Consider the following 19,843-nt stretch of genomic DNA (forward strand, 5'->3'; position numbering starts at 1 on the left):
TCGCGGGGCCTGCACCCTTTATCCAGCCGATACCAGAACAAGAGTGACCAATGGGCGAATTTGAAGCCATCCGACCCTATGACGATGCCGAGGTCCCGGCGGTGCTGACGCGCCTCTTCGCCGACGACGCCTTCCTCGGCACCCTCACCCGCTATCGATTTCCGAAGCTGGCGGGCCCACTGGGCTGGCTCCTCAAGCCTGTTATAGCTCATCGCTTGCGAAGCGAGTTCGCCAGCATCAAATCCGTGGCAGCGCTGCAGGACCGCATCGAGCCCTACGTCGACAACACCATCGAACGCGCCACCGACGGTGTGACCTACTCCGGCGTCGAGCGCCTGAAACCGGGCACCGCCTACCTGTTCCTGGCCAACCACCGCGATATCGTGATGGACCCGGCCTTCGTCAACTACGCCGTGTACCACGCCGGCCTGCCGACGCCGCGTATCGCCATCGGTGACAACCTGCTGCAGAAGCCCTTCGTCAGCGACCTGATGCGCCTGAACAAGAGCTTCATCGTGCACCGCAACCTCGCCGGCCGCCGCGAGAAGTTGGCCTCGTTCCAGCTGCTGTCGGCCTACATCAACCACTCCATCCGCAACGATGGCCAGTCGATCTGGATCGCCCAGGCCGAAGGTCGCGCCAAGGACGGTGACGACCGTACCGATTCGGCGATCCTCAAGATGTTCCACATGAGCCGCAAGGACGAGCCCTTCGCCGATGTGATCCGCGATCTGCACCTGATCCCGGTGTCCATCAGCTACGAGTACGACCCGTGCGACCAGGCCAAGGCCCGTGAACTGCAGATCCGCGCCAGCACCGGCAGCTACGCCAAGGCGCCGGGTGAGGACGACGCGAGCATCGCCCTGGGCATCACTGGCTACAAAGGCCGGGTGCACATCAACTTCGGTAGCGAGATCGGCAGCGCCAGCGAAGACGCCAAGCAACTCGCCCAGGAAATCGACAAGCAGATTCTCGGCGGCTACCGCCTGTTCCCCGTGCACTACCTCGCCTACGCCATGTGGAGCGAGCGCGACCCCGAGCTGTCCGTCCCGGCGGCGACCGAGCTCTTCGGTGCCGACGAACTGGAGCGTGCCAAGGAGCAGTGGCAGAAGCGCCTGGACGCCTGCCCGGCAGAGCAGCGTCCCTACCTGATCCAGCAGTACGCGACCCCCGTGCGCAACCAGTACCGGATCAAGGCGGGCCTACCGCTTTAAGCGCCAGCCACAATGCAAAACGGCGACCATCTGGTCGCCGTTTTGCATTCGCCCCGAAGGACTTAAATCTGGGTACTGGCCCAGGAAACCCCGAGCGCCACGGCGAGGCTGAAGTGGCCGAAGGCGTAGAAGAACCGGTTCAGGCGCACCGCAGCGGCGTCCTGCACGGAGGCGGGCTGGCCCACTTCCTCCAGTTCGCTCTCGGCGGCCAGGCGGGCGATGGAACGCTGCTCGCGCAAACGAGTGGCCACCAGCACCCAGGCTCCAGCACACGCAAAGAACAGGGCCAGGCCATTCACGGCCTGTGCGGGATGAGCCAGGAAAAACTCCAAGAACGCCTGCAGCGACATCTTCAACTCCGCTTCAGGCGGTGCGACCGTGCACTCAACCTGCAAGACAAGGATCAATCCGCCCCGACCCGGGCGGTAAGTTCGACGGCGCCGAGTTTACCGAAGGAGGAACCTGACCGGGCGGCCCATCCGACGAATGCCGCCGGCCTGACCGACGAATCCGCCCCCGTGCGCGTGCACCAGAAACGAAAAAGCCCGGCGCAGGCCGGGCTTCTCTAGGCGGGGACCGCTTACTGGACCAGCACCTGACCGATGGTCGGATCCTTGAAGGCGCGAGTCAGGGCATCGCTCAGCACATCACCCACCAGCTTGGTGTTGGTCTGTGCGTTCGGCGCGGTGCCGAAGCGCTGGTTCATCGAAGCGCCGTACTTGCCGCTGTAACGACGGGTGCTGTTCTGCACATCGACGCGGAAGCTGGCGCTGATGTTCGCCTCGGTGACATAGGTCTCCTTAGGCGACTGGTACTTCAGGTCAGACAGGGTCAGGGTCAATTGCGGGGCGTTGTAGGCGTTCGGCGACGGGGTGAAGCCCAGCAGACGCACAGCCGCTTCGGCCTCGGCCTGCAGGCGCGGCAGGATGTCCTGGCTCTGCACGCTGATGGCGCTGGTGTCGGCGTAGATGCCGCCACGGGTGCCAAGAACGGGAGACGGACGACCGTCGGCGACGCGGACCACCACCGGCTGGCCCTGGCCGACCGGAGTCAGCGGGCCGGTGAGCTTGGGTTGCGGGCTGAGTTGTTGCGGGCTGAGGGCACAGCCGACCAGGGTCAGGCTGAGGGCGGCCAGCAGGCCAAGCAACGAGCGTTTCAGCATGCTTACTCTCTCCAGAAATGAAGGCAAAACGGCCGGCAGTATACCCAGCCGGCGAGGCGACTGACAGACCGTCAGTGCTCCTGAAAATTCAGACATCTGCGTCGGAACGCGGTTCCTGTCATGCCCCTGTCACGGCCGCGTGGGATAACGGCTCGGTACTTTTCGGAGTAATCCCGATGAGCCTGTTCTGGTCCCTGTTCAGCCGCCGCCCGCAACGCCGCAACTTCGCCCTTCTGGACGCAGCCGGAATCTGCCGCGGCCTGCACCTGGGGACCGAGTGCCCCGCCAACGGCAACTGGGTGGAAGTGCAGGAATCCAGCCTGACCTGGCTCGACCACCCCCTGCCCGCCAGTGCCCAGGTCATACCGGTCGTCGGACAGCCTGAGCGCCGCCGCGCGTTGGCAGCCTGACCGGTGGACGAATAAAAGTCACACCGAACGCCCTATTCGCCCGATTTCACCGTTATAATCGCCCCCCGATTATAAGGTCGTCTCCTGATCGGGCCTCGCAACACCGCACCTCGCGCCAGCTTGGGCATCCGCACAGTCCCACAGAGAGCCGTCCACTATTCGCGTTGCCATTCATTGGCTCGCCGCATCCTTCCGCCCGAAACGCAATTTTTTTGCAGGGACGCACGCGTAGTTGCACGCGCGCAGACGGACGCGGTCTGCCTTCAGGCAGGCGATTCTTTTGAGGTTCACGACTCCAAAAGAGCGTGAGAGACGGTTTTTCACTACTTCACGAGAGAGTGGCGAGCAAAATGGCGCAAAACGATTACGAAGCAGTGGACGTGTTGCTGGTCGGGGCCGGCATCATGAGCGCTACGCTAGCGGTACTGCTTAAAGAGCTCGATCCCGGCATCAAGCTGGAGATCGCTGAACTTCGGGAGTCCGGGGCCATCGAGAGCTCCAACCCGTGGAACAACGCAGGCACCGGCCACGCCGGCCTCTGCGAGCTGAACTACACCCCCCAGGCGGCCGATGGCAGCATCGACATCAAGAAGGCCGTCAACATCAACGCCCAATTCGAGGTGTCGAAGCAGTTCTGGGCCTACATGAGTGGCAAGAGCGCCTTCGGTTCGCCCAAGACCTTCATCAATCCGGTCCCGCACCTCTCCTTCGTGCGCGGCGAGAAGGACACCGCATTCCTCAAGAAGCGCCATGAGCTGCTGCGTCAGCACCATGCCTTCACTGACATGGAATACACCGAAGACCGCGCCACCATGGGCAAATGGGCGCCGCTGATGATGAAGGGCCGCGACGCGGCCGAGAAAATCGCCGCGACCCGCGCCATGAATGGCACCGACGTCAACTTCGGCGCGGTCACCAACCAGCTCCTGCAGTATCTGGAAAGCCTTCAAGGCACCCGTGTCAGCTACTTCCAGAAGGTCACCGACCTCAACCGTACTGACAGCGGCTGGAAAGTCAGCATCAAGAACACCCAGACCGGCGCCAATCGCGAAGTGTCCGCACGCTTCGTGTTCCTCGGTGCCGGTGGTGGCGCGCTGCCGCTGCTCCAGCTGTCCGGCATCCCCGAGGGCAAAGGCTTCGGCGGCTTCCCGGTCAGCGGCCAGTGGCTGCGTTGCGACAACCCGGAAGTGGTCAAGCAGCACCAGGCCAAGGTCTATAGCCAGGCGGAGGTCGGCGCCCCGCCGATGTCCGTGCCGCACCTGGACACCCGCGTGGTCGATGGCAAGAAGTCCCTGCTGTTCGGACCCTACGCCGGCTTCACCACCAAGTTCCTCAAGCACGGTTCCTTCATGGACCTGCCGCTCTCCGTCCGTCCGGGCAATCTGCTGCCGATGCTCTCGGTCGCCCGCGACAACATGGACCTGACCCGCTACCTGATCAAGGAAGTGATGCAGTCCCAGGAGCAGCGTCTGGACGCCCTGCGCAAGTTCTACCCGGAGCTGGATCCGGCGGACTGGCGCCTGGAAGTGGCGGGCCAGCGCGTGCAAATCATCAAGAAGGACAACAAGAAAGGCGGCGTCCTGCAGTTCGGTACCGAACTGGTCTCCTCCGAGGACGGCAGCATCGCTGCCCTGCTAGGCGCCTCGCCGGGCGCGTCGGTCACCGTCTCCATCATGCTCAACCTGATCGAGCGCTGCTTCGCCGAGCAGGCCCGTTCCGAGCAGTGGACGGCCAAGCTGAAGGAAATCTTCCCGGCTCGCGAGAAGGCCCTGGAAAGCGATGCAGCCCTGTATCGCGAAGTCAGCGCCAACTCGGACGCACGCCTGGGTCTGACCAGCGTCGACACCACGGCCCAGAGCTTCGCCTGAGCCTTGGCGTTCCGCTGAAAAAAACCGCCCTTCGGGGCGGTTTTTTTATTGTCGGCACCTCGTTGACGCCATCATCCGTAGGGTGGATCACGCTTCACCGATCCACCATCGCGGTCCGGCATTGGCCGAGTTGGTGGAAATAAAAAGCGATATCTCCCCAACGGGACTGCCCATCTCACCGGCCACGGCACGCACCTCTTCCACAAAAAAGCCCGCACTCTGGCGGGCTTTTTCATTAGCGCGAAAGGATCAGCCGCGGGCGGCCTTGATCACTTCGATATAGGGCTCAGCCATGCGCTGGTCCTGGACCAGGGCGATGAAGTCGTTGCCCTGCTCGTCCTTGGCATTCAGGTCGTAACCAGCCTGGACGAAGAAGCCGACGAAGCGCTCGAAGTCGTCGATGCGCAAGCCGCGGTAGGCTTTGATCAGTTTGTGCAGCGAAGGGGGCGTGGAGTCGGCGGGCTCGACCGCGAGGAACAGCTTGATCGAGTCATCGGAAATTTCTTCGCCAATCACCTGCTTCTTGTCTTTACGCATCGCTCACATCTCTCAGGCCGGGTATCTCGGGGGCGGGCAGTTTACCCCCGCCCGGCCTTCGTGCTCAACGCACGCGAACCGAGCCGCTGTGCAGGTCCGCCCAGATGTGACCGTTGGGATAGCTGAGGAACTGGCAATAAACCGGCCCATTGCGCAGCAGGTCGAGCACCTCGGCGTACTGGGCCAGCGGGTAGTTCAGGCTGAGGGTGCGGGTCTGGGCATCATAACCCGGCTTCTTCAGGCTCTTGCCCTCGGCGTCGAACTGGATCACCACCTGGCGTACGTCCGCGCCTTTACTCAGCGGTTTTCCTTTCAGGCGCACCACGGTGGGCGAGGTGATGGGAATCGGCTGCTGGTTGGACTGGCGCTGGCTGCCGAGTACCACCGAGAACTCGGTGATCTGGATCAGTTGTTGCTGTTCAGGTTGCTCCTGGCGCAACGAAAGATCGTCCGGCGGCAGGAACTGGTCATGCATGGGTGCCGTTTCGGCGGCGCACAGGGGCAGGCTCAGGAACAGGACCAGACAGGCCCCAAGGCGCAGGGGGACAGGCATCAAACACTCCGGATCGAGACGGGCGCAACACTCTAGCACGGGGCTTTCCGACAGGGACATTCGACCCAGGTCGACCTCTCGACAGCGCCTCAGCCCCTATACTCGGAGCGTCTGCCACAGGAGTGACCATGCGCCGTTACCTGCCTCCCCTGTTCGCGGCCCTGCGCCAGTCGGCGCGCGAGGGCTACTCCCTGACAAGCCTGCGCGGGGACCTGGCCGCCGGGATCACGGTCGGCATCATTGCCATCCCGCTGGCCATGGCCCTGGCCATCGCCGTCGGCGTAGCGCCGCAGCATGGCCTCTACACGGTGCTGGTGGCGGCACCGCTGATCGCCCTCTGCGGCGGCTCGCGCTTCAACATTTCCGGCCCCACCGCCGCCTTCGTGGTGATCCTGCTGCCCATCACCCAGCAGTTCGGCGTGGGTGGCCTGCTGCTTTGCACCCTGATGGCCGGGGTGATCCTGATCACCATGGGTCTGGCGCGCCTGGGCCGGCTGATCCAGTTCATCCCCTATCCTGTGACCCTGGGCTTCACCGCCGGCATCGGCATCGTCATCGCCACCTTGCAGATCAAGGACCTGCTGGGCCTGCAGCTGTCCCATCCCCCGCAGAACTACGTGGAACAGCTGCAACTGCTGGCTGAAGCCGTGCCCACCGCGCACGTGGGCGATGCCCTGGTGGCCGGCGCCTGCCTGGCGGTGCTGCTGATCTGGCCGCGATTCGTGCCCAAAGTGCCAGGGCATCTGGTGGCCCTGGCTGTGGGCGCCCTCCTCGGCCTGCTGCTGGAAGCGCTGAATCTGCCCGTCGCCACCCTGGGCGAGCGTTTCAGCTATGTGATGGACGGTGTCAGCCACCCCGGCATCCCGCCCTTGCTACCCAGCTTCGCCTGGCCCTGGCAGCTTCCCGGCCCCGACGGCCAGCCGCTCGGCCTGTCCTTCGAACTGATCCGCCAATTACTGGCACCCGCCTTCGCCATCGCCATGCTCGGCGCCATCGAATCCCTGCTCTGCGCCGTGGTGGCCGACGGCATGGCCGGCACCCGCCACGACCCCAATGCCGAGTTGCTCGGGCAGGGTCTGGGCAACCTGGTAGCGCCGCTGTTCGGCGGCATCACCGCCACTGCGGCCATCGCTCGCAGCGCCGCCAACGTGCGCGCCGGCGCCAGCTCTCCCATCGCCGCCATCATCCATGCCGGCGTGGTGCTGTTGGCGATGCTGTTGCTCGCGCCGCTGTTCAGCTACCTGCCCATGGCGGCCCTGGCAGCCCTGCTGGTGATGGTGGCCTGGAACATGAGCGAAGCACGCCACGTGGTGCACACCCTGCGCATTGCACCGCGCAACGACGTGCTCGTGTTGCTGACCTGCCTGCTGCTGACGGTGCTCTTCGACATGGTGCTGGCGGTGGGCGTCGGCCTGCTACTGGCCGCCGGCCTCTTCATCAAGCGCATGAGCGATCTCACCGATACCGCGCCCCTGCCCCAGCACTTCCACGAAGCCCTGCGCGAGCTGCCGGAGGGCGTGCTGGCCTATGCCATTCGCGGGCCGCTGTTCTTCGGCGCGGCAGAAAAAGCCCTCAGCGTGCTGCGCCGCTTCAACCCGGAAGTGAAGGTCGTGATCGTGGAAATGAGCGCCGTGCCCATGCTGGACATGACGGCGCTGGCTGCCCTGGAAAACCTGCTGCACGACTATGGCCGCCAGGGCGTCGGCCTGGTACTGGCGGGCACCACACCGAGGGTACGGCTGAAACTGCGCCGCGCCGGGGTACACCGTGAAAGCGGCAAGCTGGCCTATGTGCAATCGCTGGAACAGGCGCGGGCCAAGGCCCTGCAATGGCTGGAGGGGGATGCGCCTCAGGAGAAGAAAGAGCGCATCCAGGCCATGTAGTCGGCCACCCCGGCTTCACCCTCACGCGGCGCCCAGGGAGCCTGTTCGCCCTCGCCTACCGGGCGATAGGGGCCGGCCTTGCACTCGAACAGCATGCTGTCCGGCTCCAGTACCACCAGGGCGTGGAACACGCCGGGCGGCAGGTCGACACCGACGCAATCGCCGCCCGTAGCCAGTTCGCGCTGGTCGATGACCGCGCCTTGCTCGTCGAAGATCAACAGCCCCAGGCGGCCCTTGAGCACCAGCAGGCTTTCCGCCTTGTCAGGGGAAAGGTGGCGGTGCGGCGGAATGTAGGTTTCGGGCTGCAGCCCCACCGCCATGCGGTGGCAGGGCTCTTCCATGGCGTGGAAGTTGTGGTGCTGGCGCTTGCGCGGGCTCGCCGCGGCCTTCTCCGCCAGTTCGGTGAACAGCGTCTGGTCGAGAAAACGCGGCGCGCTCATGGCTCAGAGCCCTTTTACCGCGAAGATGCCAGCGGCGTTGCGCCAGTAGCCCTTGTAGTCCATGCCGTAACCGAAGATGTAGCGATCCACGCAGGGCAGGCCCACGTAGTCGGCCTTCAGGTCCGGACGCGCCTTGCGGTCGTGGGTCTTGTCGATCAGCACGGCGGTGTGCACATGGGCGGCGCCGGCGTGTTTGCAGAAGTCGATGATGGCCGCCAGGGTGTGCCCCTCGTCGAGGATGTCGTCGATGATCAGCACGTCGCGGTCGATGAAGGAAATTTCCGGCTTGGCCTTCCAGAACAACTCGCCGCCGCTGGTTTCGTTGCGATAGCGGGTGGCGTGCAGGTAGGACAGTTCCAGCGGGAAGCCCAGCTTGGGCAGCAATTTGCCGGCGAAGATCAGGCCGCCGTTCATGACGCAGAAGACCACCGGGTTGCGCTCGGCCAGTTCTCCATTGATGGCTTCGGCAACCTGACTGATGGCCGCTTCGACCTGGGCGTCGGTGTACAGGCAATCGGCTTCGGCCATCACCTGGCGGATGTGTGCGAGATCGGCGGACATGGCAATTCCTCTGGGTTCAACGGGAAGCAAGCACGGCTCCCTCGGGAAAACTTGAACAGGGCGTCAAGATAAAAGTCGGCAAAGGTACTCATCCGCCTGCCCCGGAGCAAGTGCCGATGGACGAGCGTCGACCATACTGCTGCATGTTGCGCCGCTGGCGGACAGAACCTTGCATGGCCGCGACATCGCGGCCAGGACCCGCCAGTCAGTTCAGCACAGGCTGTAGTCGATGGATTAAGCTAACGCAATTTTTTTGCCAGCCCGCCGGAGAATCCTCCCATGCCTATCCGTGAGATCCGCCATCCGCTGATCCGCCACAAGCTCGGCCTGATGCGCCGCGCCGACATCAGCACCAAGAACTTCCGCGAATTGGCACAGGAAGTCGGCGCCCTTCTGACCTACGAAGCGACCAATGACCTGCCCCTGGAAAGCTACGAAATCCAGGGCTGGGCCGGCACCGTGCAAGTGGAGAAGATCGCTGGCAAGAAGATCACCGTGGTGCCGATCCTGCGCGCCGGCATCGGCATGCTCGACGGTGTGCTCAGCCTGATTCCGGGTGCCAAGGTCAGCGCCGTCGGCGTGGCCCGCAACGAGGAAACCCTCGAAGCCCATACCTACCTGGAAAAGCTGGCCCCGGAAATCGACGAGCGCCTGGCCCTGATCATCGACCCGATGCTGGCCACCGGCGGTTCCATGGTCGCCACCATCGACCTGCTCAAGCGCGCGGGCTGCAAGGAAATCCGCGCCATGGTGCTGGTGGCCGCGCCGGAAGGCATCAAGACGGTCAACGACGCCCACCCGGACGTGATGATCTTCACCGCCTCCATCGATCAGAAGCTCAACGAGCACGGCTACATCATCCCGGGCCTCGGGGATGCCGGCGACAAGATCTTCGGCACCAAGCAGAAGGAAAACTGATCGATGATCGACGAATTCAAGGACCCGCTCTGGCGCCAGGTTCTCTCCGGCGCGCAGATGCTTTTCGTGGCCTTCGGCGCCCTGGTGCTGATGCCACTGATCACCGGGCTGGACCCCAACGTTGCGCTGTTCACCGCCGGTCTCGGCACCCTGCTGTTCCAGCTGGTCACCGGCCGCCAGGTTCCGGTCTTCCTGGCCTCCAGCTTCGCCTTCATCACCCCCATCATCCTTGCCAAGGGCCAGTTCGGCCTGGCCGCGACCATGGGCGGCGTGGTAGCGGCGGGCTTCGTCTACACCTTCCTCGGCCTGGCCGTGAAGCTCAAGGGCACCGGTTTCATCGACCGCCTGCTGCCGCCGGTGGTGATCGGCCCGGTGGTGATTTCCATCGGCCTGGCCATGGCCCCCATCGCCGCCAACATGGCCATGGGCAAGGGCGGTGACGGCGCTGAGCTGATCCCCTACGCCACCGCCATGTGGATTTCCATGCCGGCGCTGCTGACCACCCTGATCGTCGCCGTGTTCGGCAAGGGCATCTTCCGCCTGGTGCCGATCATCTCCGGTGTGATCGTCGGCTTCGCGCTGTCCTTCTGGTTCGGCGTGGTAGATACCGCGAAGATCGCCGCCGCGCCCTGGCTGGCGCTGCCGAACTTCGTCGCGCCGGAGTTCAACCTGCAGGCCATCCTGTTCATCGTCCCGGTGGCCCTGGCGCCGGCCATCGAGCATATCGGTGGCGTGATCGCCGTCGGCAGCGTGACCGGCCGCAACTACCTGCAGAAGCCCGGCCTGCATCGCACCCTGCTGGGTGACGGCCTGGCCACCTCCGCCGCCGGCCTGTTCGGCGGTCCGCCGAACACCACCTATGCCGAAGTGACCGGCGCGGTGATGCTGACCAAGAACTACAACCCGAAGATCATGACCTGGGCCGCCATCTTCGCCATCAGCCTGGCGTTCATCGGCAAGTTCGGCGCGGTGCTGCAGAGCATCCCCGTGCCGGTAATGGGCGGCATCCTCTGCCTGCTGTTTGGCTCCATCGCCGCGGTGGGCCTGAACACCATGATCCGCCATCAGGTGGACCTGGCCGAGGCGCGCAACCTGGTGATCGTTTCCGTGACCCTGGTGTTCGGCATCGGCGGCATGCTGGTGGGCACCGGAACCGGCCAGGACGACTTCGGCCTGAAGGGCATCGCCCTCTGCGCCATCGTCGCCATTGCCTTGAACCTGATCCTGCCGGGCCACCAGACCTGGAAGCATCAAGCTGCGGACGATGCTCCGCATATCTGATGCAGCCTCATGAAAAAGCCCCGCGATTGCGGGGCTTTTTATTGGGCTTCACCACCGCAGGATGGGTCGGGCGGCGTTCCGCGAGCTTGCGAAGCCCATCGCTCCGACTTGATGGGTTTCGCTCCGCTCTACCCATTCTACGAGGACAGCTGCACCGTCTGTGGCATGGCGTCATGCTGGACCTCCACGCCCCATGTCTGAAGCCGCTGCACGCTCTCGCGATAGGGCTTGAGGCCAAGCCCCAGCAGCAGCACCGAGCTGGCCACCGCAAGGGTGGTGACGATCAGCAAGGAATAGCGCAGCGCCTGATCGTCCGCGAACACGTAGTCGGTGACCAGGGCCACGGCGGTTGGACCAAAGCCGAGGCCGATCAAGGTGATCACGAAAAGGTAGATGGCCGACGCCTGACCGCGCATGGCATTGGGCATGATTTCCTGGATCGCCGCAGGCGCCACGCCGAAGGGCATGCTCAGACAGAACACGGTCGGCGCCATCAGCAGCGTGACCCAGAAGCTGTCATTCAGCAGCGGGAACAGCACCACCAGGGGCAGCGCACCGATGGCGGCAAACAGGCCGACGCGCATATTGGCGTCGCTGCGTCCGTGCTTGGCCATCCAGTCCGCCAGGCGCCCGCCGAAGACGATGCCGAGACAGCCGAACACCGCCACCAGGCTGCCGTAGATGACGCCCACCTGACCGGCATCCCAGCCATGGGTGCGAATGTAGAAGGTGGGAATCCAGGCGGCGCTGCCGTAACCGGCGAAGGCCAGGCCGGCAAAGCCGAAATTGTGGCAAACCACAGTGCGCCGGTTACTGCGCAGGTAGCGGCCCACTTCCGAGAACGGCACCACCACCCCGGCACCGACGCCGCGCCGCTGGGGTTCGCGCACGGCCAGCATCAATAGGGTGAAGAGCAGGCCGGCGGCCCCCAGCGCCAGGAATATCAACTGCCAGGGCCGCACTTCGCCCAGCAGGGGCAGATGCACGTCGCCCTGGGCGGATGCGAACCGGATGACCAGGCCACCCAGCAGGAACGCCAGCCCGGAGCCCAGGTACACGCCCATGGAATAGACGCTGATGGCGGTGGCGCGGCGCTCGCGAGGGAAGCTATCGGCGATCAGCGAATAGGCCGCTGGCGACAGCGCCGCCTCCCCCACACCGACGCCGATACGGCAAAGCAGAAACTGCCAATAGAGCCTCGCCATGCCACAGGCTGCGGTGGCGGCGCTCCAGAACAGCACGCCGATGGCGATCAGCCCGCGTCGGCTGCGCGTGTCGGCCAGACGTCCGAGGGGAATGCCGCAAACGGTGTAGAAGAGTGCGAACGACAGCCCCATCAGGAGGCTCATCTGCGTGTCGCTGATGACGAGATCGCGGCGGATAGGCTCCACCAGGAGATTGAGGATCTGCCTGTCGATGAAGGACAGCACGTACGCCACCATCAGGATGGCCACGGTGGTCCAGGCACGCAGGTTCGAGGGATAGCCGTTGTTGTTGTTCTGCATGGGCTCTCCTCGGCGCCGCCGGTGCGGCGCACGACGGTTGAAGGAGTTCCCAGCTTAGGTGGCCATGGGCAGGCTGAATACCGGAGAGGGCCCGCTATAGGCGACGTGAATGCGCCCATTGCCCTCTGCGTGATACTTCGTAGGAGCGAGCTCTGCTCGCGAAGCTTTCCCGTCGCGAGCAGGGAGCGCCTACCTGGGCCTCAAAGCGGACGCACCGCCGTCTCGCAGAGTTTCACCAGGGCCGACACCCACTGCGGATGGCTGTTCAGGCAGGGCACCAGCACCAGCTCCTGGCCACCGGCTTCCTGGAATTGCTCGCTGCCGCGCTGGCCGATTTCTTCCAGCGTCTCGATGCAGTCCGCGACGAAGGCCGGACACATCACCAGCAGCTTCTTCACCCCTTGCTTGCCCAGCTCGTCGAGGCGGGTCTCGGTGTAGGGCTCGATCCACTTATCCCGGCCCAGGCGCGACTGGAAGGACACCGACCACTGCGAAGGCGCCAGCCCCGCGCGCTCCGCGAACGCTTCGGCGGTGCGCAGGCACTGGCTGCGGTAGCAGACCGTCAGGACTTGATCACTGACCTCGCGGCTGTCATCGGCGCGCAGGTCGTGCTGCGGATCGATACCCTTCACCAGCTTGCGGATGTGCCGCTCGGGCAGGCCGTGGAAGCTCAGCAGCAGATGATCGAACCCCTGCTCCAGGTAGGGCTTGGCGCTGGCCACCAGCGCGTCCAGGTAGTCCGGCTCGGCGAAGAACGGCGCCAGCACCGACACCTCAAGCTTCAGGCCCGACTCACGGATCACCCGGCGGGCTTCTTCGATGGCGGTGGTGGTGGTGCTTTCAGCGAACTGCGGATACAGCGGCGCCAGGGTCACGCGCTTCACCCCCTGCCCTGCCAGCTTGCGCAGGGCGCCTTCGATGGACGGCTCGCCGTAACGCATGGCCAGTTCCACCGGGCCGTGGGGCCAGTGCGGGCCGATGGCCTCCTGCAGCTGGCGACTGAGCACGATCAGGGGCGAGCCTTCCGGCCACCAGATGGACGAATAGGCATGGGCCGATTGCGCCGGGCGTTTGATCAGGATCAGCGAAACCAGCAGGCGCCGCAGGGGCCAGGGCAGGTCGACCACATAGGGGTCCATGAGGAACTGGTCGAGGTAGCTCCGCACATCTTCCACACGGGTGGAGGCCGGAGAACCCAGGTTGACCAGCAGCAGCGCGTGATCAGTCATCAAACATCCTTAGGCTTCAGCAGGTTGCCGAGCGCCGTGTCCAGATCAGTGAATGCAAAAGTGAATCCCGCCGCCGAGAGGCGCGCCGGTAGCGCACGCTGCCCCCCCAGCATCAGCCCCGCCAGCTCGCCCAGCACCAGACGCAGGACGAAGGCCGGTGCCGGCATGAAGGCCGGCCGCCCCAGGGTGCGCCCGAGGCTACGGGCAAAGTCGCGGTTACGCACCGGCTGCGGCGAGCACGCATTATAGGGACCGCGAGCATCTTCTCGCCGCAAGAGAAAATCCATCAGGGCGATCTGATCCTCCAGATGGACCCAGGGCATCCACTGCCGGCCATTGCCCAGCGGCCCGCCGAGTCCCAGACGGAAAGGCGGCACCAGGCGCTTGAGGAAGCCACCGTCTCGCGCCAGCACCAATCCGGTGCGCACCAGCACCACACGGATGCCCAGTGCTTCAGCGCGTTGCGCGGTTTCCTCCCAGGCCACGCACAGCTGACTGGCAAAGTCGTCGGTCACCGGCGTGGAGGTCTCCGTCAGCTCACGCTCGCCACCGTCGCCATACCAGCCCACGGCTGAGCCGTTGAGCAACACCCGCGGCTTTTGGTCGCGCTTCTCCAGCCACTCCAGCATCTGTTCGGTCAGCGTGATGCGGCTGCCCCAGAGTTGTGCCTTGCGCTTGTTGCTCCAGGGCCGATCGGCGATGGGTTCGCCGGCCAGATTGACCACGGCGTCCAGCGGTTCATCGCCATAATCGGAGAACTGGCCGATGCCCCGCACCGCGCGACCACACAGGCTGGCCACGCTCTGCGGCCGGCGACTCAGCACCGTGAGCTGATGGCCGTCATCCAGCCAGCGCCCGCAGAGCGCCCGGCCGATCAGACCAGTACCGCCGGTCAGCAATATGTGCATGGCATCCTCCTCGCATGGCGCTAAGGCCGAATATCGCCCTAGTCTGGTTTATGGCGTTGCGACGTGCCCCGGTTCGGGCCACGCACCGTCAGAAATACAGAAGTCCGCGATTGGAACCGATCAACCTGTACAGCGCTTGAATATTGTACAGGTCTTGTCTAAAGCGTAGCCTGTAGCCATAGGTAACGAGGTAGACCATGAGTGCACCTATCGCCATCATCGGTACCGGCATAGCCGGCCTCTCCGCCGCCCAGGCGCTACACGCGGCTGGGCAGAACGTGGAACTCTTCGACAAGAGCCGCGGCAGTGGCGGGCGCATGGCCAGCAAGCGCAGCGACTCCGGCTCCGTGGATCTTGGCGCGCAATACTTCACCGCCCGTGATCGCCGCTTCGCCGAAGTGGTGCAGCAATGGCGCGACCGGGGCTGGGTCGCCGAGTGGTCGCCGAGCCTCTACAACTTCAGCGACGGCCAGTTGCTTCCCTCCCCTGATGAGCAGATCCGCTGGGTCGGCACGCCACGCATGAGCGCTATCACCCGAGCCCTTCTGGGTGCCCTGCCGGTGAACTTCGCCTGCCGCATCACCGAGGTCTTCCGCGGTGAACGCCACTGGGGCCTGCAGGATGCAGAAGGCCTCAGCCACGGTCCCTTCAGCCATGTAATCGTCGCGACTCCGGCCCCCCAGGCCGCCGCCCTGCTGGCCGCTGCTCCGAAACTCGCGGGCGCCGCCGCAAGCATTGCCATGGAACCGGCCTGGGCCGTGGCCATGGGCTTCACCGACCCGCTGGACACCCGCGTCGAAGGCTGCTTCGTACAGGACAACCCGTTGGATTGGGTTGCCCGCAATCGCTCCAAGCCCGGCCGCGAAAGCAGCATCGATACCTGGGTCCTGCATGCCAGCAGCACCTGGAGCAAGCAGCATCTGGATATGCCCAAGGAAACCGTGATCGAACATCTCCATGGCGCCTTCGCCGAGATGATTGGTTGCGCCGTGCCAGCCCCCAACTTCAGCCTCGCCCACCGCTGGCTCTATGCCCGTCCGAGTCAGGCCCACCAGTGGGGAGCTCTGGCCGACGCCGACCTGGGCCTCTATGCCTGCGGCGACTGGTGCCTGTCCGGCCGCGTGGAAGGTGCATGGCTCAGCGGCCAGGAAGCAGCCCGCCGCCTGCTCGAACACCTGTGACACGCGCAGCAGCTGGACCCGCGCCAGCTGCTGCTTTGTGAAATGGACAGCCGCGCGGCCGTCCAGACACGCGCTCCCTCCCACCCAAAACTTATACAAGGCATTTGACTTGTACAAGTTCATATCTATGATTTCTTAAAAGCTGTACACAAACCACGACCTGTACAGCTCATGTCCAGGTAGCCTTCATGTCCCTGCCCTTTGACTTGCCGCAGCGCCCCAGACTTGGGATCAGCGCCTGCCTGCTTGGCGAGCCCGTGCGTTACAACGGCGGGCACAAGGAATCGAGCCTGTGCAGCCTCACCCTGGCGCAACACGTCGACTTCGTTCCCCTGTGCCCGGAAGTGGCCATCGGACTCGGCACGCCCCGCGAACCGATACGCCTGGTAGGTGATCCCTCTGCCCCCCGCGCGGTGGGGAGCACCAGGCGCCAACTCGACGCCACCGAAGCCCTGGCCGCGTACGGCAGGACCATGGCCAACGAACTCTCCGATATCAGCGGCTACATCTTCATGCAGAAGTCGCCGTCCTGCGGACTGGAGCGGGTCACGGTTTACCAGACCGACGGCCAGCACGCGGCCCGAAGCGGTCGCGGCATTTTCGCCAGAGCCTTCTGCGCCCTGCGTCCGGATCTACCAGTGGAAGAGGCCGGCCGCCTCGATGACCCGGTGCTGCGGGAGAACTTCCTCACCCGCGTCTACGCCTTCGCCCAGTGGCAAGCGCTGTGCCGCCAGGGCCTCAGCCACAATGCGATCATCGCTTTCCACTCGCGCTACAAGTACCAACTGATGGCGAACGACCCGGTGCAATACAAAGCGCTGGGCCGCCTGGTCGGCACTGCCGGCGAGCACCCGGCAGAGGAACTGGGCCCGCGCTATTTCTCGGCGCTGATGGCCGCCCTGACGAAGCGCGCCACCCGCCGCACCCACAGCAATGTGCTGCAGCACCTGTGCGGCTACCTCAAGAAGCACCTCAACCGCGCGGAGAAGGCCGAACTCCAGCGCCTGATCGAGCAGTACCGCAGCGGTATCGTCCCGCTGGTGGTGCCCATCACCCTCCTCAAGCACCACTTCAACGGCCATCCGGATCGCTACATCGCCCAGCAGGCGTATCTGCAGCCGCATCCGGAAGCACTCGGCCTGCGCAACGCCCTCTAGCCATGGATAGCACGACCGAAGGCCCACGGGAAAACGACTACCAGGCCGCCCTGGCGAGAGGCCTGCTGCCCATTCGCGAAGTGGCGCGCCAGACCGGCGTCAACCCGGTGACCCTGCGCGCCTGGGAGCGGCGCTACGGCTTGGTCGCCCCCCTGCGGACCAGCAAGGGGCACCGGCTCTACACGGCGGACGAGGTGGCACGCATCCGCCTCATCCTCACCTGGCTGGACCGGGGCGTGGCCGTGGGCCAGGTCAAGGGCCTGCTGACGGTCCCGTCGGCACCGTCTCCCATCGGCGCATCCCCCTGGGCAGAGCAGCACCGGTATCTGCTGGATGCCATCGGAAAACTTGCCGAACGCCAGTTGGATGAAGGCTTCAACACCGCCATGGCGCTCTACCCTCCCCTGACCGTCTACCGCCAGTTGCTGCATCCGCTGCTGGAAGACCTGGAGCAGCGCTGGCGCGTGCGATTCGGCGCGCAGGTGGAACGTGTGTTTTTCCTCTCCTGGCTGCGCACCAAGCTGGGGGCGCGCATCTACCACAACAATCGCCAGTGCAGTGGGGCGCCGATCCTCCTGGTGAACGCCTCCGAACGCACCATGGAGCCCGGCCTCTGGATCACCGCCTGGCTCGCCAGCAGCGCCGAGTGCAATGTGGAAGTACTCGACGGCCCGCTCCCGGCCGCGGAACTGGCACTGGCCGTCGCACATATCCAGCCCCGCGCCCTGCTGCTGTATTCCAGCCAGCCCATCATCTCCGGCCAGTTATCCCGGCTGCTCAACGGCCACCCTTGCCCCTGCCTCCTGGCGGGCCCCGTCGCCGCCATCCACCCGGATGAACTCAAACCCGGCGCCATCCTGGCCGCAGGCCCGTTGGACGCCCTGCAAGCCCTTGCCCACCTGGGCCTGATGCACAACCGATAAAGGAACGTCCCATGCGACAGCTCATGTGGTTCCGCACCGATCTGCGGGTGCAGGACAACACCGCTCTGAACGCTGCCCTTTCCGCGGGCCCCACCCTTGCCCTGTTCATCATCAGCCCCGGCCAGTGGCAAGCCCACGACGACGCCCCGGCCAAGGTGGACTTCTGGCTGCGCAACCTGGCCGAACTGTCCAGCGCCCTTCGCCGGCTGAACGTGCCGTTGCTGATCCGCCGCATCGGGACCTGGGCCGAAGCGCCGCGCCTGATCCTGGACCTCTGCCATGAGTTTGCGATCGGCTCGGTGCAGGTGAACGAGGAATACGGGGTCAACGAGGGCGAACGTGACCGCAAGGTGAGCGAGCAACTGACTGCCGCTGGCATCGGCCTGCGCAGCCACCTCGACCAACTGTTCTTCCGGCCCGGTAGCCTGCTGACCCGTACAGGTGGCTACTTCCAGGTCTACAGCCAGTTCCGCAAACAGGCCTATCAACGCCTGCACAGCGCACTCCCCACCTGCCTGCCCGCTCCTCGGGCACAACCCGACCCGGGCATTCCCAGCGACATTCCACCCACCACGGTGGAAGGATTCCCCACCCCGCCGGAAAGCCTGCGCCAGCTCTGGCCGGCGGGCGAGGACGTGGCCCGCGAGCGTCTGGAAGCCTTTGCAGTGGAAGAACTCTGGTGCTATGCGGAACGCCGCAACTTCCCCGCACAGCTCGGCACCAGCCAGCTCTCGCCCTATCTCGCCGCCGGGTTGCTCTCGCCTCGCCAATGCCTGCACGCAGCCTTGCGGAACAATCAGGGCGAGTTCGACAGCGGCAATCCCGGCGCCATCAGCTGGATCAACGAGCTGCTCTGGCGGGAGTTCTACAAGCACATTCTGGCGGGCTTCCCACGGGTATCCCGACACCGTCCCTTCCGCTGGGAGACCGAGGCGCTCCACTGGCGCCACGCTCCGGATGAGCTGACAGCCTGGCAGCAGGGCCGCACCGGCATTCCCATCGTCGACGCGGCCATGCGCCAATTGCTGGCCACGGGCTGGATGCACAATCGCCTGCGCATGGTGGTGGCCATGTTCCTGACCAAGAACCTGTTGATCGACTGGCGTGAAGGAGAGCGCTGGTTCATGCGCCACCTGATCGATGGAGACCTGGCGGCCAACAACGGCGGCTGGCAGTGGAGCGCCTCGACCGGCACGGACGCCGCGCCCTATTTCCGCATCTTCAACCCCATCAGCCAGTCCCAGCGATTCGACCCGGACGGCCGATTCCTGCGTCACTGGCTGCCCGAACTGGCACACCTGGATGCGCGGGATATCCACAACCCCGCCGGCCTCGGCGGCCTGTTCGGCATCGACGACTATCCATTGCCACTGGTGGACCTGGGCGCCAGCCGGGAGCGGGCCCTGTCCGCATTCCGAAATCTCGCCCAGGGCTAAACGGCCGGCAATAAGAAAGGTTCGTCGCGAACTTTCGGGGAATTCGTAGGATGGGTAGAGCGGAGCGAAACCCATGCTGTTGAGCCGTCAACCAGCACGCAAAAAAAACCGGGCACGTGGCCCGGTTCTTTCGTTGCAGCTTCGCCTCAGAAAGACAGGCGATAGTGCAGGGTGTATGCCTCGACCCCGTCATTGGGCTGCTCGAGGCCGGCGTTGGAATAGTGGGTAGCGCGCAGGCCCAGTTCCTGGCCGCTGAAGCGCAGCCCCACGCCCAGACGGTCTTCGAACTGGAAGGACGAACCCAGGTCGTTGTCCTCCAGTTCGGTGTTCTCGAAGAAGGCCACGCCGATACCGGCCTCGACATAGGGCTTCACGGTTTCGCCGGAGAACTCGTAGATGAACACGGGGGAGAAGGAAAGGCTGTGGTTGCTGGACGCCTCGTCACCCTCCCAGTAGGTATAGGCGCCGTCCCAGTAACCGGTCAGACGGCCAACGTCGCTCTGGAACCAGCTGCTGGAGAAATCGAACTGAGCGCCCAGGCGATACACCATGGTGGACTCGCCCGTCTGACCGATATCGAGCGAAACGCCCGCAGCTTGAGCGGAAATGACCTGGCCCACGGAAAATGCTGCGGCTGCGGCCCAGCAAAGGAACTTCTTCATAAAAACAGTCCTTAT

The 19,843-nt window shown here is 64.8% G+C and carries 20 protein-coding genes; 10 read left to right on the forward strand and 10 right to left on the reverse strand.

Annotation, left to right across the window (positions count from 1 at the left end; genetic code table 11):
• Positions 1-50 precede the first annotated feature (50 nt).
• Positions 51-1,214: a 1-acyl-sn-glycerol-3-phosphate acyltransferase gene (locus tag TQ98_RS22375; RefSeq protein WP_044873533.1), complete on the forward strand. Its 1,164-nt coding sequence runs from the start codon at positions 51-53 to the stop codon at positions 1,212-1,214.
• 62 nt (positions 1,215-1,276) lie between these two features.
• On the opposite strand, the gene TQ98_RS22380 is transcribed toward TQ98_RS22375, so the two are convergent.
• Both TQ98_RS22380 and TQ98_RS22385 read right to left on the reverse strand, forming a co-directional pair.
• Entirely contained in the window at positions 1,277-1,564 is a 288-nt protein-coding gene (locus TQ98_RS22380) for a hypothetical protein (RefSeq protein ID WP_044873532.1), read from the reverse strand.
• 230 nt (positions 1,565-1,794) lie between these two features.
• Complete coding sequence (locus TQ98_RS22385; RefSeq protein WP_044873531.1) at positions 1,795-2,376, reverse strand: YajG family lipoprotein; 582 nt, start codon at positions 2,374-2,376, stop codon at positions 1,795-1,797.
• Positions 2,377-2,552: 176 nt separating this feature from the next.
• Here TQ98_RS22385 and TQ98_RS22390 point away from each other — a divergent pair, with 176 nt between their 5' ends.
• Both TQ98_RS22390 and mqo read left to right on the forward strand, forming a co-directional pair.
• Positions 2,553-2,786, forward strand: a complete 234-nt coding sequence (locus TQ98_RS22390; RefSeq protein WP_044873530.1) for a hypothetical protein — start codon at positions 2,553-2,555, stop codon at positions 2,784-2,786.
• 338 nt (positions 2,787-3,124) lie between these two features.
• Positions 3,125-4,654: a malate dehydrogenase (quinone) gene (gene mqo / locus TQ98_RS22395; protein ID WP_277949295.1), complete on the forward strand. Its 1,530-nt coding sequence runs from the start codon at positions 3,125-3,127 to the stop codon at positions 4,652-4,654.
• Between the two features lie 249 nt (positions 4,655-4,903).
• Here the strand turns inward: mqo and TQ98_RS22400 are convergent, their stop codons facing one another.
• Both TQ98_RS22400 and TQ98_RS22405 read right to left on the reverse strand, forming a co-directional pair.
• On the reverse strand, positions 4,904-5,191 hold the full coding sequence (locus tag TQ98_RS22400; RefSeq protein WP_044873528.1) for a PA4642 family protein: 288 nt from the start codon (positions 5,189-5,191) through the stop codon (positions 4,904-4,906).
• A gap of 64 nt (positions 5,192-5,255) precedes the next feature.
• Positions 5,256-5,744: a hypothetical protein gene (locus tag TQ98_RS22405; protein ID WP_044873527.1), complete on the reverse strand. Its 489-nt coding sequence runs from the start codon at positions 5,742-5,744 to the stop codon at positions 5,256-5,258.
• Positions 5,745-5,872: 128 nt separating this feature from the next.
• On the opposite strand from TQ98_RS22405, the gene dauA reads away from it, so the two are divergent.
• A complete protein-coding gene (gene dauA, locus TQ98_RS22410; RefSeq protein ID WP_044873526.1) occupies positions 5,873-7,627 on the forward strand; it encodes a C4-dicarboxylic acid transporter DauA in 1,755 nt (584 codons plus the stop codon).
• On the opposite strand, the gene TQ98_RS22415 is transcribed toward dauA, so the two are convergent.
• Both TQ98_RS22415 and TQ98_RS22420 read right to left on the reverse strand, forming a co-directional pair.
• Positions 7,594-8,067 (reverse strand): WbuC family cupin fold metalloprotein, encoded by a 474-nt coding sequence (locus TQ98_RS22415; RefSeq protein WP_044873525.1) that lies wholly within the window; start codon positions 8,065-8,067, stop codon positions 7,594-7,596. The two genes, dauA and TQ98_RS22415, sit on opposite strands and share 34 nt — an antisense overlap.
• A gap of 3 nt (positions 8,068-8,070) precedes the next feature.
• A complete protein-coding gene (locus TQ98_RS22420) occupies positions 8,071-8,628 on the reverse strand; it encodes a hypoxanthine-guanine phosphoribosyltransferase (protein WP_103103050.1) in 558 nt (185 codons plus the stop codon).
• Between the two features lie 279 nt (positions 8,629-8,907).
• On the opposite strand from TQ98_RS22420, the gene upp reads away from it, so the two are divergent.
• Complete coding sequence (upp, locus tag TQ98_RS22425; protein ID WP_044873522.1) at positions 8,908-9,546, forward strand: uracil phosphoribosyltransferase; 639 nt, start codon at positions 8,908-8,910, stop codon at positions 9,544-9,546.
• 3 nt (positions 9,547-9,549) lie between these two features.
• Positions 9,550-10,827, forward strand: coding sequence for a uracil-xanthine permease family protein (locus TQ98_RS22430; RefSeq protein ID WP_044873521.1), 1,278 nt, complete (start codon positions 9,550-9,552; stop codon positions 10,825-10,827).
• A gap of 137 nt (positions 10,828-10,964) precedes the next feature.
• Here TQ98_RS22430 and TQ98_RS22435 read toward each other — a convergent pair whose 3' ends face one another.
• From TQ98_RS22435 to TQ98_RS22445, 3 genes are all read right to left on the reverse strand, one after another.
• Positions 10,965-12,332, reverse strand: a complete 1,368-nt coding sequence (locus tag TQ98_RS22435) for an MFS transporter (protein ID WP_044873520.1) — start codon at positions 12,330-12,332, stop codon at positions 10,965-10,967.
• A gap of 200 nt (positions 12,333-12,532) precedes the next feature.
• Positions 12,533-13,561 carry a ferrochelatase gene (gene hemH / locus TQ98_RS22440; protein WP_044873519.1) on the reverse strand — a complete coding sequence of 343 codons (1,029 nt, stop codon included), beginning with the start codon at positions 13,559-13,561 and terminating at the stop codon, positions 12,533-12,535.
• Positions 13,561-14,469, reverse strand: a complete 909-nt coding sequence (locus TQ98_RS22445; RefSeq protein ID WP_044873518.1) for a TIGR01777 family oxidoreductase — start codon at positions 14,467-14,469, stop codon at positions 13,561-13,563. The genes hemH and TQ98_RS22445 overlap by 1 nt, the downstream gene beginning before the upstream one ends.
• A 197-nt stretch (positions 14,470-14,666) precedes the next feature.
• Between TQ98_RS22445 and TQ98_RS22450 the strand changes: the two genes are divergently transcribed.
• The 4 genes from TQ98_RS22450 to phrB all read left to right on the forward strand — a co-directional run bounded on the left by TQ98_RS22450 (position 14,667) and on the right by phrB (position 19,166).
• Positions 14,667-15,650, forward strand: a complete 984-nt coding sequence (locus TQ98_RS22450) for an NAD(P)/FAD-dependent oxidoreductase (RefSeq protein ID WP_044873517.1) — start codon at positions 14,667-14,669, stop codon at positions 15,648-15,650.
• 188 nt (positions 15,651-15,838) lie between these two features.
• Entirely contained in the window at positions 15,839-16,807 is a 969-nt protein-coding gene (locus TQ98_RS22455; protein ID WP_103103051.1) for a DUF523 and DUF1722 domain-containing protein, read from the forward strand.
• 2 nt (positions 16,808-16,809) lie between these two features.
• On the forward strand, positions 16,810-17,730 hold the full coding sequence (locus TQ98_RS22460; RefSeq protein ID WP_044873514.1) for a MerR family transcriptional regulator: 921 nt from the start codon (positions 16,810-16,812) through the stop codon (positions 17,728-17,730).
• Positions 17,731-17,741: 11 nt separating this feature from the next.
• A complete protein-coding gene (gene phrB, locus TQ98_RS22465) occupies positions 17,742-19,166 on the forward strand; it encodes a deoxyribodipyrimidine photo-lyase (RefSeq protein ID WP_044873513.1) in 1,425 nt (474 codons plus the stop codon).
• Positions 19,167-19,312: 146 nt separating this feature from the next.
• Here phrB and TQ98_RS22470 read toward each other — a convergent pair whose 3' ends face one another.
• Positions 19,313-19,828: an acyloxyacyl hydrolase gene (locus tag TQ98_RS22470; RefSeq protein ID WP_044873512.1), complete on the reverse strand. Its 516-nt coding sequence runs from the start codon at positions 19,826-19,828 to the stop codon at positions 19,313-19,315.
• Positions 19,829-19,843: the final 15 nt, after the last annotated feature.

The sequence above is a fragment of the Pseudomonas sp. LFM046 genome (assembly GCF_000949385.2).
Taxonomy (GTDB): Bacteria; Pseudomonadota; Gammaproteobacteria; order Pseudomonadales; family Pseudomonadaceae; genus Metapseudomonas.

Coding starts and splice junctions, on each gene's coding strand:
- TQ98_RS22375 (WP_044873533.1), top strand. CDS start 51: ATGGGCGAATTTGAAGCCATCCGACCCTATGACGATGCCGAGGTCCCG.
- TQ98_RS22380 (WP_044873532.1), bottom strand. CDS start 1,564: ATGTCGCTGCAGGCGTTCTTGGAGTTTTTCCTGGCTCATCCCGCACAG.
- TQ98_RS22385 (WP_044873531.1), bottom strand. CDS start 2,376: ATGCTGAAACGCTCGTTGCTTGGCCTGCTGGCCGCCCTCAGCCTGACC.
- TQ98_RS22390 (WP_044873530.1), top strand. CDS start 2,553: ATGAGCCTGTTCTGGTCCCTGTTCAGCCGCCGCCCGCAACGCCGCAAC.
- TQ98_RS22400 (WP_044873528.1), bottom strand. CDS start 5,191: ATGCGTAAAGACAAGAAGCAGGTGATTGGCGAAGAAATTTCCGATGAC.
- TQ98_RS22405 (WP_044873527.1), bottom strand. CDS start 5,744: ATGCCTGTCCCCCTGCGCCTTGGGGCCTGTCTGGTCCTGTTCCTGAGC.
- dauA (WP_044873526.1), top strand. CDS start 5,873: ATGCGCCGTTACCTGCCTCCCCTGTTCGCGGCCCTGCGCCAGTCGGCG.
- TQ98_RS22415 (WP_044873525.1), bottom strand. CDS start 8,067: ATGAGCGCGCCGCGTTTTCTCGACCAGACGCTGTTCACCGAACTGGCG.
- TQ98_RS22420 (WP_103103050.1), bottom strand. CDS start 8,628: ATGTCCGCCGATCTCGCACACATCCGCCAGGTGATGGCCGAAGCCGAT.
- upp (WP_044873522.1), top strand. CDS start 8,908: ATGCCTATCCGTGAGATCCGCCATCCGCTGATCCGCCACAAGCTCGGC.
- TQ98_RS22430 (WP_044873521.1), top strand. CDS start 9,550: ATGATCGACGAATTCAAGGACCCGCTCTGGCGCCAGGTTCTCTCCGGC.
- TQ98_RS22435 (WP_044873520.1), bottom strand. CDS start 12,332: ATGCAGAACAACAACAACGGCTATCCCTCGAACCTGCGTGCCTGGACC.
- hemH (WP_044873519.1), bottom strand. CDS start 13,561: ATGACTGATCACGCGCTGCTGCTGGTCAACCTGGGTTCTCCGGCCTCC.
- TQ98_RS22445 (WP_044873518.1), bottom strand. CDS start 14,469: ATGCACATATTGCTGACCGGCGGTACTGGTCTGATCGGCCGGGCGCTC.
- TQ98_RS22450 (WP_044873517.1), top strand. CDS start 14,667: ATGAGTGCACCTATCGCCATCATCGGTACCGGCATAGCCGGCCTCTCC.
- TQ98_RS22455 (WP_103103051.1), top strand. CDS start 15,839: ATGTCCCTGCCCTTTGACTTGCCGCAGCGCCCCAGACTTGGGATCAGC.
- TQ98_RS22460 (WP_044873514.1), top strand. CDS start 16,810: ATGGATAGCACGACCGAAGGCCCACGGGAAAACGACTACCAGGCCGCC.
- phrB (WP_044873513.1), top strand. CDS start 17,742: ATGCGACAGCTCATGTGGTTCCGCACCGATCTGCGGGTGCAGGACAAC.
- TQ98_RS22470 (WP_044873512.1), bottom strand. CDS start 19,828: ATGAAGAAGTTCCTTTGCTGGGCCGCAGCCGCAGCATTTTCCGTGGGC.